Below are 15,601 nucleotides of genomic sequence, written 5' to 3'. Positions count from 1 at the left end.
GCTAGCGAAAATTCCGGTGCTCACGTAGCAAGTGCCTACGCTGCGCTCCTCATTTTCTACTAGTGCCCAATCTTCTTGGTCCTGCACTCAAAAAAGCTACAGCGGAGGAGCAATGCATACCGAAAAACGAAGTGGGTCGCCTTTAACATCGTAATGCAACCATAAAAATCAAATAAGAGCATTACGATTTAAAAAGCGACTTGAGGATGCATTGCTCCGGAGCGCTGAGGGAGGGATGGAGCTTGACCAATACATCGCGGTTGCTTGCTTATGTGCAAATGCTGGATTCGGCATTTCCGATTGGCAGCTTCTCGCATTCCTTTGGCTTGGAAACCTTTGTTCAGCAAAGGAGAATTAACAATTTACAGCAGCTGGAGCAATATATGAAGGCGCAGCTTCAGGCGTCGATTGTTCCGTTGGAGGCGCTATGCCTGAAGGGGATATATGAGGCGTTGGAGGGTATGATGCCGCCGCAGTCAGAGCAAGTGCTAGGTAGTATGAAGCGGCAGCAGTCAGAGCCTGCGCAAGCTCAGCAAGCTGATGGCGATTTAGAGGATGCGTGGTTTGCAAGTCCATTTGCAGAGCGGTTGATTCGACTGGATGCGATTTGCCATACACAGCGGGCGGCTCGGGAAAGCCGGGAGGGACTGCATAAGATGGGCAAGCGGCTGATCAGACTTGGCAAATCGCTCTATCCTGAAGCAAGGCTGCCGCAGCTTGAAAAGCTGTTGCAGCAGCATAACGGCTACGGTACTTATCCTACTGTGTTTGCCTGGATCGCCTGGCATTTGCGCTTGGATATAGAGCTTGCCATCTCGGGCTATTTGCATACCAGCATTCAAATGATGGTCAATAGCGCCTTGCGGCTTATGTCGCTTGGGCAAACCGATGGGCAGCTGCTTATCCGCAAAACTGTGCCGTATGCACTTGATTTATGGGAAGAAATAAAGCAATACGATTATACTGAGCCGTTCAGCTATGGAATTGTGCAAGAGATTTATGCGATGCAGCATGAAACGCTATATTCTCGCTTATTTATGTCTTAAATGTACGAAGACAGTGTTATCATTAAGGATTATGAAAAATTTGAGGAGGAATTAGTATGTGTCAAGGAGCTAATCATTCACATGAACAATGGGAAACACCAGTTATTGCGTTGGATCGTCCAATTCGGATCGGGATCGGAGGGCCTGTAGGCTCAGGCAAAACTGCATTGGTGGAGAAGCTGTCGAAAGCTATGCGCGAGCATTACAGCCTGGGCGTTATTACAAACGATATTTATACAGCTGAGGATGCGCGAATTTTAATTCGCGAGGATGCTTTGCCTGAGGAGCGCATTATCGGCGTAGAAACTGGCGGCTGTCCGCATACAGCGATTCGCGAGGATGCTTCAATGAACTTTGAAGCAGTGGAGGAGCTTGAAGGACGCTTCCCTGAGCTGGAAATTATTTTTATCGAAAGCGGCGGCGATAATTTGGCTGCGGCATTCAGTCCAGAGCTTGTTGATCGCTTTATTTACATTATCGACGTTGCGCAAGGTGAGAAAATACCGCGCAAGGGCGGGCCGGGCATTATGCGTTCGGATTTGCTGATCATTAACAAAATCGATTTGGCGCCATACGTTGGAGCGAGCCTGGATGTAATGAAAGAGGATACGGAAATGATGCGCGGCAATCGTCCGTACATTATGACGAATTTGCGTGAAGAAATCGGTGTCAAGCAAATTGTGCATTGGCTGGAGCATCAATTGCCAGGCAAGCAGCATCGCATTCATCACCATTCCCATCATTGAGGAATGGGCTTATGAGCCTGCCGATAACCATTAATCGCTCTGTATTGCATGCGAGCTGCAAGCTTGTTGATCAAAAATCGGTGCTGACTGAGCGTTATCATCAAACGCCGCTCAAAATTACGAAAACATTTCGTGAGCCAGAAAGTGATGCACTGATGCTTTATATGATGGATGTGTCGCCCGGGCTAATGGAAGGAGATCAGTATGAGCTGCGTATTAAGCAGGAGGAGCAAACTCATCTCGTCTTGACGAACCAGTCCTTTACGAAAATTCATCCAGCTTTAATGAACGGAGCTTCTGTTAACGCAAAGTTTGAGCTCGGAAAAGGTGCAAGATTGGAATATATGCCTGAGCCGACGATACCGTACAAGGACAGTATTTTTCAAGGGCGCAATCAGTTTTATTTGTCTGAGGATGCCTCGCTTATATTTGTGGAAATTACGACGCCAGGCAGAACGCATCGTGATGAAAAATTCCAATTTACGAAGTGTGCGACGACAACGGAAATTTATATGGAAGGTCAACTGGTTGCCTGTGATTCTTTTTGTCTCATTCCGCAGCGTCATCCGCATGCTTTAATCGGTGTATTGGAGCATTACACGCATCAAGCGATGATGTGGATTTTTTCTCCACAGGCAAAGGATGAGCTGCTGCAAATTATTCGCCTTGAGCTGGAGGCATGCGATCAAACAAAGCTGCTTGCTGCCGCCAGCTTGGCAAGCCGCGGCGGCATTGTCGTGAGGATGCTTGGCAGCACGGTGTGGGAACTGCAGCAGCTAACGCAGCGCTTATGGAACCTGTCGAGAAGCAGGCTATGGCAGCTGTCGCCATGCAATTTGCGCAAGTAAATACGATCATAAATCCTCACATATAGCCTCCTATAAAGCAACGATAAAGCCTCGCAGCACAAAAAGACGCAATGGTGCAGTTGTCCGCTCCCATTGCGTCTTTTCCATTATATATGAAACCTGAGTGTGTTTCCACATGATTCATTCATGCCATAAGCATGTCGGAAGCATGCTCGATGCACATTTATGCAAGTCTTACTTTGAAATCATCATAGCCAAACTGGCGCACAACCTCATAATTGCCGTCTGGATATTTCACAGCAATCGCTGGCAGCGGCATGCCGTTGAAGGTGTTCGTTTTGACCATGGAATAAATCGCCATATCGCCAAACACCAGTCTGTCGCCGCTTTTTAAAGGCTGATCGAACGAGTAATCGCCGATTACATCGCCTGTCAAGCAAGTTTGTCCGCCAAGACGATAGGTATAAGGCTTTTCGCCTGGCTCGCCTGAACCGAAAAGCGGCGGACGATAAGGCATTTCCAATACATCTGGCATATGACAAGTAGCTGATGTATCAAGAATCGCAATATCCAGCCCATTTTCATGAAGATCAAGGACGGAGGTGATCAAATATCCTGCATTAAGCGCAATCGCCTCGCCTGGCTCCAAATAAACTTCCAGATTGTACTTGTCCTGCATTCTTTTGATGCAAGCTTCAAGTGTGGCAATATCATAATCTTCTCTTGTAATATGATGTCCACCGCCGAAATTAATCCATTCCATCTGCGGCAGCCACTCGCCAAATTTTTCTTCCACAGCATTTAGTGTAGTTAGCAAATCATCGGAATTTTGCTGACAAAGTGTGTGGAAATGCAGTCCAGATACGCCTTCAAGCAGGTCGGGGCGCATTTGGTCGCGCTTTGTGCCAAAGCGAGAGCCTGGCGAGCACGGATCATAAATTTCATGTCCGACTTGAGTAGAGCATTCCGGATTGATGCGAAGGCCTACTTTTCTTCCTGCTTGAAGAGCCTTATCCTTAAATTTCTCCAGCTGAGAAAATGAATTAAAGATGATGTGATCACAAATTGAAATAATTTCGTCGATTTCATCATCACGATAGGCAGGGGCAAAGACATGATTTTCTTTGCCCATTTCCTCGTAGCCTAGACGAGCTTCGAACAAGCCGCTGGCAGTCGTGCCGCTAAGATATTTTCCAATTAGGGGATACATGGTTGTCATGGAAAAAGCCTTTTGCGCCAGTACAATCTTGGCTCCTGTACGCTGCATAACGCCGTTAAGGATTTTCAGATTGTTCTCAATTAGCTCATAATCGACTACATAGCAAGGACTTGGCAATTCTTCAAAGCGCATATTAACGAACCAACTCCGGCTGTTTCGCGGCTGGCTGCTCACTGTCAACTAGCACTGGATTAAAGTCCTCTACCCATGGAAGTCCCCATTTGTTCAACTCTTCCATGAATGGATCTGGATCAAATTCTTCAATATTGTACACGCCTGGCTTGTTCCATTTTCCAGTCAAAATCATTGCAGCTCCGATCATAGCTGGAACACCTGTTGTATAAGAAATCGCTTGAGAGCCAACTTCTTTGTAGCATTCCTGGTGATCGCATACGTTGTACACATAGTATGTTTTAGGCTGCCCGTCTTTTTTACCCTGGAAAATACATCCAATATTTGTTTTACCAACTGTACGAGGTCCAAGTGATGCCGGATCTGGCAATACCGCCTTCAAAAATTGAAGCGGAACAATTTTCTTGCCCTCAAATTCGATTGGCTCGATAGAAGTCATGCCAACATTCTCAAGCACCTTCAAATGTGTAAGATAGCTTTGGCCAAACGTCATGAAGAAACGAATGCGTTTCAAGCCCGGCATATTCAACGCAAGAGATTCAAGCTCCTCGTGGTATAGCAAATACATATCCTTTTCGCCAACTTCAGGGAAGTTATATACGCGCTTGATTTCCATAGGCTTCGTTTCAATCCACTCGCCGTTTTCCCAGTATCTTCCGTTCGCTGAAACCTCACGAATGTTGATTTCCGGGTTGAAGTTGGTTGCAAACGGATAGCCATGATCGCCGCCGTTGCAGTCTAAAATATCGATATATTCAATTTCATCAAAATAATGCTTAAGCGCATAGGCAGAGAATACGCCTGTTACGCCCGGATCGAAGCCGCTGCCGAGCAAAGCTGTAATTCCAGCTTTTTCGAAGCGCTCGCGATATTCCCATTGCCATTTATATTCAAATTTTGCTGTGTCTTCTGGCTCATAGTTCGCTGTATCCAAGTAATGAGTTTTCGTAGCCAAGCAAGCGTCCATAATCGTAAGATCCTGATACGGCAATGCCAAATTCATAACAATGTCCGGTTTCACTTCTTCAATTAGTGCAATAAGCTCGTCTACATTGTTGGCATCCACTTGTGCTGTTGTAATTTTTGTTTTACCACCATCAAGCTTTGCTTTCAGCTCGTCGCATTTTGATTTCGTACGGCTTGCAATACAAATTTCTGAGAATACATCACTGTTTTGAACGCATTTATGGATAGTTACTGATGCTACGCCACCGCAGCCGATAATTAGTGCTTTGCTCATTGTTTTTAGCTCCTAACCTAATAATTTTTCATAAGTAATAAAGAAATGTTTACAATCCCAGATCACTTCGCGCTTCACGATTCGCAATCATCCACTAAAAACTGCCTATAAGCAAAAAAAGCAAGTGTAAGACGCTTAGCCGCGCATCACACTTGCTTTTGATATAATCACATCATTAAAAAGCACATTCAGACATGCTACAAAAGTAATGGCATACTTTTCGTAACAAGGCTTTTTAATATTCGGAACATATCATAAAAAGGATCAGAGTCTATATAGCAAATAATTACTTTTACCACTCTTATTGACCGTTTCACAAGTTGATGTGCGAATGCACTGGTTGTAAAGTAACCAACTTATAAAATTTGAGCTTTTAACTCAATCAATAGGGCAACTAAAGTTGCCAATCGGCATTTGACCCGGCTGTCCGTATGGCCTTAACATTCCGTTGAGGAATGTGGTCAAAAAATTATCTGCTCCAATGATCCAGATATATTGAATATTACCTTTCTCCATTACCTACTTTCCTATGCTAGCACAAAACCTATAAAATTGAATAGTGGATTTTTAAAATTTTTAAAAGATTTTTGTCGGAATCGAGTAAACGGATGATTTGGACGTCGTAAAAAGTAAAAATTTTACTCTCTTTTGCCACATTTGAGGTTGTATTTGGATACAATTCCATTTGATGTGAATAAAAGATGGCTGCTGCAGCTCAATTTATTGCTTTATGCCATAGCCATTGAGCGGCTGTATATTATAATGAGGATAGAAACGTTCAATTATTCATGATAAGTCGAGGCTTAAGCGGAAGGATGTACATAAATTTGAATAAAACGATCGGAATATTAGCGCATGTCGATGCCGGCAAGACGACATTTTCCGAGCAGCTGCTATATTATACGCAGAGCATAAAGCAGCGAGGGCGAGTCGATCACCAAAGCGCCTTTTTGGATCATCATGAAATAGAAAGGCAGCGCGGAATTACTGTTTTTGCCGAGCAGGCTATTTTTCAATACGACGATAGCACCTACTATCTAATCGATACTCCGGGTCATGTTGATTTTTCAGCCGAAATGGAACGGTCAATTGCTGTGCTGGATGCAGCAATTGTTATTGTAAGTGCTGTGGAAGGTATCGAAGCGCATACAGAAACGGTATGGCAGCTGCTGCGCAAGCTGAGCATCCCGACCTTTTTCTTTATTAACAAAATCGATCGGACAGGCGCTGCTGCCGATCAGGTGCTGGAGCAGCTGAAGCGGGAATTTTCCCAGAATATTATGCTGCTTGACGCAACCACCGGACAAATGGAGCTGACGATGGAGCAAATTGAAGCGATAGCCGAGCGGGACGAGGCTTTGCTGGACTACTACATTGAGCATGGCTTTGAGGAGCAGCGCTGGATCTCAGCCTTGCAGCAAATGGTGGCAAGCAGCACTATTTTTCCTTGCTTTACGGGCTCCGCTTTGCAAAATATAGGCGTGGAGCAGTTTCTTTACGCATTTCACCGCTTGACTACGACAAGCTACGATCAGCATCAGCCGCTGTCTGGACGCGTCTATAAAATTCGCTACGACCAAGCAGGCACGCGTATTACCTTTATTAAGCTGCTGAGCGGGACCTTGTCCGTACGAGACGAGCTTGCCTATGGCAATGAGCATGCAGGATTGCAGCAGAAGGTGACGCAAATTCGCCGTTATAACGGAGCGCAATACGAGGCGGTGCAGACTGCAGCAGCAGGAGAACTGATTGCTGTAACAGGCTTGACGGAGGCGCGAATCGGTGATGGCCTCGGTATGCTGCGTGAAAGCTTTGCTTATGAAATGACGCCAGCGCTGCGCTCCAGTGTTGTGCTGCCGCATGACTTTAACCCGAAGGAGGCGCTTCCTTATTTCCGCATGCTTGAAGCAGAGGACCCTTCGCTCAATGTGGTTTGGGAGGAGCTGCATGGACAAATTCAGCTTCATGTAATGGGCAAAATACAGCTTGAGGTGCTGGAGCAGGTTGTGCGCGATCGCTTTGCGCTGAAGGCTTCCTTTGCTGCGCCGGAAATTTTATATAAGGAAACGATTGCTGCGCCAGTAATTGGCTATGGGCATTTTGAGCCGCTTCGCCATTACGCTGAGGTGCATCTTAAGCTGGAGCCAGCACCGCGTGGAGCAGGAGTGAGCTTTGCCTCGCAATGCCATGTCGACGAGCTGGCGGCAGCCTCGCAGCGCTTGATTGGCCAGCATGTGCTGGAGCGCGAGCATCGTGCATTATTGACAGGCTCGCCGTTGACCGATGTGCATGTGACGCTGCTGCGCGGCAGAGAGCATAACAAGCATACCCATGGCGGCGACTTTCGCGAAGCGACGCTGCGCGCCTTGCGCCAAGCTCTGGAAAAGGCAGAAAATGTATTGCTGGAGCCTTACTATGCCTTTAAAATCGTCGTGCAATCCGAGCAAATGGGCAGAGTCATTTCCGATATTCAGCGTGCACACGGCGAACTGGAGCCGCTTAAGACAGAAGGGGAGAAAGCGATCATAACAGGCAGGGCACCGGTAGCTACTTTCCTCGATTATGCCAGCGAGCTAGCTTCGTTTACGCAAGGGAAAGGCAGACTTCAGCTCAGCTTTGGCGGCTACGCTCCCTGCCATAATGCAGCCGAGGTGATTGAGCGGATTGGCTATAATAAAGACGCTGATCCTGAATATACTTCAGCATCGATCTTTTGCGCCAAGGGAGCGGGCTATTCTGTGAAGTGGGATGAGGCCGAGCAGTTAATGCATATTATGAACTAACGTAAAGGATGTTCAAAATGCATGGCTTTGATGACGATGTGGTTTCGTTGTAGCGTAGTCGACGTCGAATCTTGAACGCTAGCGAAAACTGCGGTGCTCACGTAGCTTTTGGCCTACGCTGCGCTCCTCGTTTTCTACTAGCGTCCAAGCTTCTTGGTCCTGAAAGCCCTGCATTTTGAACTCTCATTGGAAGGGGATGTTCAAAATGCAGGACTTTGATGACGATGTGGCTTCTTTGTAGCGGATTCGACGGCGAATCTTGAACGCTAGCGAAAGAGTATGCTTCCGAAGTATGTTTCCTGCGGAAACATTGTAGGTGCTCACGTAGCTTTTGGCCTACGCTGCGCTCCTCGTTTTCTACTAGCGTTCAAGCTTCTTGGTCCTGAAAGCCCCGTTTTTGAACTCTCATTGGAAGAGGATGTTCAAAATGCAGGACTTTGATGACGATGTGGCTTTTCTGTAGCGGATTCGACGGCGAATATGGCTGTCTACCGAAAGTTCCGGTGCTCACGTAGCAAGTGCCTACGCTCCGCTCCTCACTTTCTAGTAGCCAGCCATATTCTTGGTCCTGAAAGCCCTGCATTTTGAACTCTCATTGGAAGGGATGTTCAAAATGCAGGGCTTTGATGACGATGTGGTTTCGTTGTAGCGTAGTCGACGTCGAATCTTGAACGCTAGCGAAAGAGTATGCTTCCGAAGTATGTTTCCTGCGGAAACATTGTAGGTGCTCACGTAGCAAGTGCCGCGGCTAGCGCTCCTCGTTTTCTACTAGCGTCCAAGCTTCTTGGTCCTGAAAGCCCTGCATTTTATTTCTTTTTGCTGGACCGCTGTATGGTTTGAGATCCATTATTGGTGGCAGCTCTGATATTTATCTGGCGCTACTAAGTGCTCTAATCGCATACATTCTTGGTTTAATTGGATTTTTAACCGGATATCTACTAAAACTTTTGCGTAAGCAGTTATCGAGGTTAAAGTGGAGGAATGACCGCAAGCCTTTTACGTAAAAAAGACACCCCCATTCGGCAAATTCGCTAAATGGGGGTGTCTGGCATTTTGCTGTATTCAAGCTTGCAGCAGTGTTAAAATTTAAGCCTGCATAATTATTTACAAGCTTTTAACTTCCTAACGTGCCCCTTACGGCTCTAGCCCGAAAATCAACGTACCGTTTTGGTAGGCCGGGATATGATCCCACTGTGTAAAGCTTGTTTTTGTGCTGTCATAGGAGAAATCATCGCTTTCGTTGTAATTGGTCCAGTTGGTCTTATTGAAACGAATTTGCATTTCGCCGCTGTTTGCGCCCGCCGCCAGCGAACCACCCGTGAAGGAAATTTCCAGATAATAGTCTGCGCCATTGACTGGTGTCGTTAGCTTCACGAACTGGCCTTGAATATTGCTGCAGCTGATAACTGCGTAGTCGCAATGGAATTGCTGCGGCACATCGCCGTCTACTGTAAAGTAGTAGCGAAGCTTAATGTTTTGCAGGTCAATCGCTTGCGATCCGGTATTTTCCAGCTGCAAATGAGGACGAATTTGATTATCCGCGGCATTGGAATCGGCGTTGCGGTACTTGACAATGAGATCACCCTCTACCGGTGTAGGCGCATCGGTTGGCGTGGCGCTAACCTGCAATGATTGCGGGCTTTCTCCAACCGAGTTAACGGCTGCAATGACATAATAGTAGGTAGTATCATTTGTGACCGACGTATCCGTATAGCTATTCGTCGTTACCGTATCTACCAGGCTGTAAGGTCCGCCATTAGTAGTAGAACGATATACGTTGTAGCTGTCCGCTTTGGAGACAGCTTTCCAGGTCAACATCACTTCGCTGTCTGCTGCTTCTGCCGCTACATTAGTAGGCGCAAGCGGAACAGTAGGCTCAGTTGGTGTCGTGCCTCTTTCATTAATCAAACGATCGTATTCTGCATAAGCAGTTGCCATATCGACTTGCGACCAGAAGCGATGGTAGACGAATTCAGGCGCGCCATTCTCCCACTCCTGTGTAGCCGGATTCCAGGACGTGTTGTACTTGTCAACAAGATAAGCCCAGCTTGGATCATTCGTAATGTTAGGGCGAATATCGGTGTAGCCAACATATACGCCATTGCCGCCTTTTGCAGGATCAGACGGTACAGCGTTGCTGCCAGGAAGAACATTGCCTTGGCCTAATGTGCCGGACCAGCCGTTAGGGATGTATACTTCCTTCGTAAAGTAGCGGAAGTAATCGCCGCGCGGCTCAACCGTTACGATGCCTTTGCCATCATTGTAATCCCATGCTGTATCAAGCAAATCCTTCGCCAATTGCGAAGCCTCGCTGCCTAGCGCTGTAAAGCTTCCATTTTCGGCCTTCGTACCTGCAGCAAAGAATGATAGTGCTTTAATATAGCTGCCGAGCACGCCAGCATCTTGACCAGGATTTTTCGTAATCGCACGCAAATTGCTATTTGTCGTATGGTTGCTGAAGCCGTTCCACGTATTAGGCTGACCCTGCCATTCCAAATTGCTTGGAATCCAGAACTCGCCAGGTGCCGCTGTAGTGGCTACCTGTACATTGTTGCCGCCAAGAATACGATTGTTTTGTGCATCAAGGTAGTAACCTTCGCTATCCGTTACCGGACGCTCATTAACAAATACATAATCTGTAGACCAATCGATCCAGTTTTCTACAACTTGCTTGGCCATTTGGAAGTTTTGTGAGGAAGTATCACCATTGGAAGCCAAAATGTAGTAAAGCTCCGCAATGCGCTCTACGCCCCAAGCCTGCATGCCGAACCAGTTGTTGGAAGGAGGATCATGGTAGACTGGCGCATCATCATAGGCCATGCCGTAGAAGGTGCTAGTTCCAGCAGGATAAGCTTCATATGCACCGTTGAAGCTATTTGTTGCGCCGCCGGCAATCGCGCCTTCAGCCGATTGCAGCCAAGTGTAAAACTCCAGCTGGCGAGTCAAGGACGTATTCCAGTCAACTTGCGCTGTAGGTGAATCAGGGATCAAGCCGCCATCCTGCTGTGACAATGCATAGGCTGCCACTACGTTTTGGTAGCCCTGGTGCATATGGCTAGCTCCGATGCGCCATGCCCAGTTACCGCTTTGACCAAGACCTCCGCCCCAAGCTGTATACCAAGCCATCAAGTAGTGGCTGGCATCCTTGCCTGTACCTGCTGTAGGCGAGCCATCAGCAGCACTGCCGATTTGCTGGAAGTATTTGTCATACATGCCATAACGCAAATAGTCGCCCATTTTTCTCGCTTTATCCAAATATTCCTCATTATCGTAGCCATGCTCCTTAGCCCAGAACATCGCCTGGATCGCGCGTGCCTCGGCATCCGTCGCATTGGTATAGCGCCATTGAGCGGCAGGAGCTTGAGTTTCCTTGGTGAATAAGCTCATAAAGCCTTCGCCTGGTTTGCCGAATGATTTATCATCCTGCGAAGGGTGAGGGATCGCTTCCCATACAGATTCCTGCTCGCCGCGCTGGAAGGTGTTGACATAAGTCGCTGTATGGCTGTCGTTGAGCAGGTTGCCGTAGCCGTACCAGTTGTCTACATCAAGCAGCCAGTGCATCAAATAGGTTTGGTTGTTGCCATAGGTAGCTTTCAATTCGGCGTCCAGCGGATCACGGCCTGCAGCGTATTGTCCGCTCAGCTCACTAGGATACTTGTCGGGTTGATCGTACTCTGCTGCATAGGTAGCAGGACTGTTCGGATTGTAATAGCTCATCGTTGGCTGCTCCTCGTTGCCGTCGCCTTCATTGATTGGAATAATATAGGTCTCCATATTATCCCATGCTTCCTCGAGCTTGCTCCAATCCTGAGTATAGTAGCCATACAGCGCCTCGAGCCAGATCCAATAGCTGTACGCCTCTGATGTTGTCATATGTCCATAGTCTGGCGCTTCGCTAATCAACGTTTCAATGGAGTGGTAAGGAATGCCCTCAGGCGAGAAATAGCCATTTGCAGGGTTCTTCAGTTGGCTGTACATCGTAAGAAAGCGCGTTTCCTCAGCAGAAGCCGCTTCAACAACAGCGTCCTTGCCAGGCGCCAAGCCAGTTGCAATGGTGAGCATCAACGTAAAGGTAACAATAAGTGAAAGCGGCTTTCGCAAATAATTGAACGTCATTACCGAACACCATCCTTTTATTAGATAATAATTAGTCAGCGCTACGGAGCAAAGCATCCTCAGCGCTGCGGAGCAAAGCATCCTCCAGTCGCTTTTTAAATCGTAATGCTCTTATTTGAATTTTTAAGGTAGCATTACGATGTTAAAGGCGACCCACTTCGTTTTACGGATGCTTTGCTCCTCCGCTGTAGCTTTTTTTCTTGATTGTTAAACTTCGATGTCGAATAAACCTCAAAGTTCTTTCAGCGCTGCGGAGCAAAGCATCCTCCAGTCGCTTTTTAAATCGTAATGCTCTTATTTGAATTTTTTAGGGTTGCATTACGATGTTAAAGGCGACCCACTTCGTTTTACGGATGCTTTGCTCCTTCGCTGTAGCTTTTTTGAATGCAGGACCAAGAAGCTTGGACGCTAGTAGAAAACGAGGAGCGCAGCGTAGAGCAAAAGCTACGTGAGCACCGGAATTTTCGCTAGCGTTCAAGATTCGCCGTCGAATCCACTACGAAGCGGCGCATCGTCATCAAAGTTGGAGATTTGTTCTTTCCATTCAAATAGTGGAACAAAACTTCGGCTTTCAGGACCAAGAAGCTTGGACGCTAGTAGAAAACGAGGAGCGCAGCGTAGAGCACAAGCTACGTGAGCACCGCAGTTTTCGCTAGCGTTCAAGATTCGCCGCCGACTAATCTCCAACGCAACTGCATCGTCATCAAAGTCGGAGTTTTGTTCCGACCTCTAAGGTGTGGTTCCGAAAATTAATTGTCCATCGTAGTAAAGCGTCACCCTATCCCACTCTCCGTAGTTTTGCTGTGTTGAGCTGTAGGAGTAGTCATCGTTTTCATTGTAGTTGGACCAGTCTATTTTATTGATGCGCGTTTGGATTTCTCCTGTATCGGAGTTAGGCGCAAGCATGCCTGCACTGCTGCTAAAGCCGACTTCGAAATAGTAATCAGCGCCTACAGCAGCCGGGTTCAGGCTGACAAAGCTGCCTTGAATGTTGCTGCTGCCGAGTACCGCATAATCGCAATGGAACTGCTGTGCCTTGTCGCCGTCTACTGTGTAGTAGTAGCGAATTTTAAGCTTGCTCAGATCAATCGCTTGATCAGAGTTGTTGTAAACCTTGAACAGCGCACGGATTTGATTGTCGAGCGGATTAGTGTCATTTGTTTTGTAATGCACGGTTATGCCTTGATCAACTGGCGTCTCGGCATCCCGCGGCTTGCCGCTGACAACATTGGAAGCTGTTCCTTCTCCGGCTGCATTGCTGGCCGTAACGGTGTAATAGTACGTAGTATCGTTGACTAAGCCAGTATCCACGTAGCTTGTGCCTGTGGTCGTGGCGATGACTGCAAACGGTCCGCTGCTGGAGGTGGAGCGCTTGATGATATACTCATCTGCTCCGAATACATTGCTCCAAGTCAGCGTTAGCTGAGCGTTGCCTGTTGCTACCGAAACCTGCTGCGGCTTGCCAGGAGGTACAGGCTGCCCGGGATTTCCACCGCCTGCCGGAAGCTGGCCAAATACATGGACGCCGCCGTCATATACAGGAATATAGGCGGTTTTGATCGGGCTTGAGCCTTGTGTCGCCAAGCCTTGATAAGAGAAGTCGTTGGCGTTGTCCCATACATTAGTATTAAGCGGCGCAGCTATGCGGAATTGCACTTCCTTGCGGTATGCGGATTGACCGCCAGGATAAATGCGCGTGCCGCTAAAATCAACATCAACATAATAAATGTTCTGGCTTGCATCGTGCGGAATAAGCTGCGACACTGCAGCGCCTTGATTGTAGCCGCCTGCTGTTACAGTAACATCCTGCGGACCATAGCCAGCTTGGACAAGCTCAGTCAAATCAACAAAATAGCGGAACGACATTTCTTCACTTGCTCGTGCAGGCCAGCCTGAGCGGTTGTTGAGCAGAGCGCGGATTTCAACGAAATTGCTGCCGCTTGCATTAACCGATGCCTCAACAAACATTTCATCCTCGCGAGCTTCAGGAGCAGGGAAGTTAGCCAACGGCTCTTGTCCATCTCCATACAAGATCGCCATTTTCGCTAAAGCTCCGGTAAAGCCTGCATTGTAATCGGTTGCAACCTCGTTGGAAACATAGTCGCTAATCGAATCGGTGTAGTTATCGTTTTTGTCAGGACCACCGACCAGAGCGCCGTATAAAATGTGGCGATGGTTGGCAGGCACGCTTTGACTGTCAGCCCAAGAGCCGTGCGAGGTACGATGATGCGGCCGCTCTGGCGGATTATCGCCAAAGCCCACGACATAGCTGCTGTTTCTCGGATTGTCGCCAAGCATATAAAGAATTTGGCTTTCGGCAAATTGGCGTGTAGTTTGCTTCATAACAGGATCACTTACCCAATCGGAATAGACAAAGGCAAGAAATGCCTGATTGGCTGCATAGCGCAGGGCCCCCCATTGATCGAGATGAGCCAGCCCGCCTGGCGTGTAGCTAACGCGTTCGCCTGTGCCGGTGACACCGGTTGTCCAAAATTCCATACTCTTCTTCGTAGACTCTACAAATTTCGGGTCATTGGTGATGCGCGCCAGCAGCAGCTGTGCGCCATATTGCTTGTCATCCCAGTTATGCGTCCACTTGTAGCCCCAGCTTCCTTGCTGGTCCTTGTTCCACAGGTTGCTGGCGGCAATTGCTTTATCGAGATAGTCCTGCTCCTCAGTAGCCAAATACAACCACACTGCCCCCCAGCTTAACTCATCGGCATAGCCGCTCCATGAGTTGTAAAATTGCTGGGCATCTGTAATACTGTCGGAATATTTGCCGCGATATTGATCGGCAAATGCATAAAGCTGTTCCGCATGCTGCAGCAGCTCGCTGGAATATGCGGGATCGCTGTCCTTAAATACGATTGAAGCTGAAGCAAGCGCGGCAGCCGTCTCAGCTGCAAGATCAGAGCCTGGCTTGCTGGCATCAATTTTGTAGGCAGGCCGCGCCATTGGCATTACCTCGGCAGGCCCCCACCAATTATGGTCGGCATTTCCGTTTCCGACCTGACCATACAGCTCATTAGGTGCTGTATGAGCCTTTATAAAGTAATCATTAACAAAGCGCAAATTGTCCAGGATTGCTTCAAGCTGTCCCGTCTTCTCATAGCCCTCCTTATACTCATATACCGACCAGGCCAGCATTGTCGCGGTAGAAGCCATCGGGAATCCGAATTTAACATGATCGCCAGCATCATACCAGCCCCCCGTCAAATCATGGCCCACATCGGCTCCATCGAGCAAGCCGGAATCGCCGCGCCACTCAACGCGGTTAAAGTCCGGCAAAACTCCAGATTGTTGAGCTTCGTAAAAGTAAATCGCTTTTTGCAGCGCTTCTGCGTAGTTATAGTCAGCAGGGCTGGCATTGGCAGCAGAGGGCTTCCAGACAGTCAAGCTTGAAAGCGCTAGCAATAGGCCGGAAACTAAAAAAACACTACGTCTTAACCATGTACTCATAACAGTTGTAATCCTCCTTCATTGAAATTAATAGTTTCTGAGGACTGGAAT

8 protein-coding genes are annotated in these 15,601 nt (G+C 47.7%); 4 read left to right on the top strand and 4 right to left on the bottom strand.

The window, feature by feature from the left end; genetic code table 11:
* Window positions 1-242: 242 nt before the first annotated feature.
* From KJS52_RS07895 to KJS52_RS07885, 3 genes are read left to right on the top strand one after another with little or no spacing between them, the layout of a single operon-like run.
* The gene (locus KJS52_RS07895; protein WP_213514198.1) at window positions 243-1,046 is read left to right on the top strand and encodes an urease accessory protein UreF; all 804 of its coding nucleotides are present in this window, start codon (window positions 243-245) and stop codon (window positions 1,044-1,046) included.
* A 56-nt stretch (window positions 1,047-1,102) separates the two neighbouring features.
* Complete coding sequence (ureG, locus tag KJS52_RS07890) at window positions 1,103-1,792, top strand: urease accessory protein UreG (RefSeq protein WP_213514197.1); 690 nt, start codon at window positions 1,103-1,105, stop codon at window positions 1,790-1,792.
* Window positions 1,793-1,803: 11 nt separating this feature from the next.
* Complete coding sequence (locus KJS52_RS07885; protein WP_213514196.1) at window positions 1,804-2,640, top strand: urease accessory protein UreD; 837 nt, start codon at window positions 1,804-1,806, stop codon at window positions 2,638-2,640.
* A gap of 184 nt (window positions 2,641-2,824) precedes the next feature.
* On the opposite strand, the gene nspC is transcribed toward KJS52_RS07885, so the two are convergent.
* On the bottom strand, window positions 2,825-3,952 hold the full coding sequence (nspC, locus tag KJS52_RS07880; protein WP_213514195.1) for a carboxynorspermidine decarboxylase: 1,128 nt from the start codon (window positions 3,950-3,952) through the stop codon (window positions 2,825-2,827).
* A 1-nt stretch (window position 3,953) separates the two neighbouring features.
* The gene (locus KJS52_RS07875) at window positions 3,954-5,192 is read right to left on the bottom strand and encodes a saccharopine dehydrogenase family protein (protein WP_213514194.1); all 1,239 of its coding nucleotides are present in this window, start codon (window positions 5,190-5,192) and stop codon (window positions 3,954-3,956) included.
* A gap of 815 nt (window positions 5,193-6,007) precedes the next feature.
* Here KJS52_RS07875 and KJS52_RS07870 point away from each other — a divergent pair.
* Complete coding sequence (locus KJS52_RS07870) at window positions 6,008-7,975, top strand: GTP-binding protein (RefSeq protein ID WP_213514193.1); 1,968 nt, start codon at window positions 6,008-6,010, stop codon at window positions 7,973-7,975.
* Window positions 7,976-9,109: 1,134 nt separating this feature from the next.
* On the opposite strand, the gene KJS52_RS07865 is transcribed toward KJS52_RS07870, so the two are convergent.
* Both KJS52_RS07865 and KJS52_RS07860 read right to left on the bottom strand, forming a co-directional pair.
* Window positions 9,110-12,091 carry a glycoside hydrolase family 48 protein gene (locus KJS52_RS07865; protein ID WP_213514192.1) on the bottom strand — a complete coding sequence of 994 codons (2,982 nt, stop codon included), beginning with the start codon at window positions 12,089-12,091 and terminating at the stop codon, window positions 9,110-9,112.
* A 729-nt stretch (window positions 12,092-12,820) separates the two neighbouring features.
* Complete coding sequence (locus tag KJS52_RS07860; protein ID WP_213514191.1) at window positions 12,821-15,550, bottom strand: glycoside hydrolase family 9 protein; 2,730 nt, start codon at window positions 15,548-15,550, stop codon at window positions 12,821-12,823.
* Between the last annotated feature and the right edge of the window lie 51 nt (window positions 15,551-15,601).

It is taken from the genome of Paenibacillus montaniterrae, from assembly GCF_018403185.1.
Classification (GTDB): Bacteria; Bacillota; Bacilli; order Paenibacillales; family Paenibacillaceae; genus Pristimantibacillus; species Pristimantibacillus montaniterrae.
The sequence above is the reverse complement of the archived record's forward strand: the minus strand, read 5'-3'. Positions and strand labels throughout refer to the sequence as shown.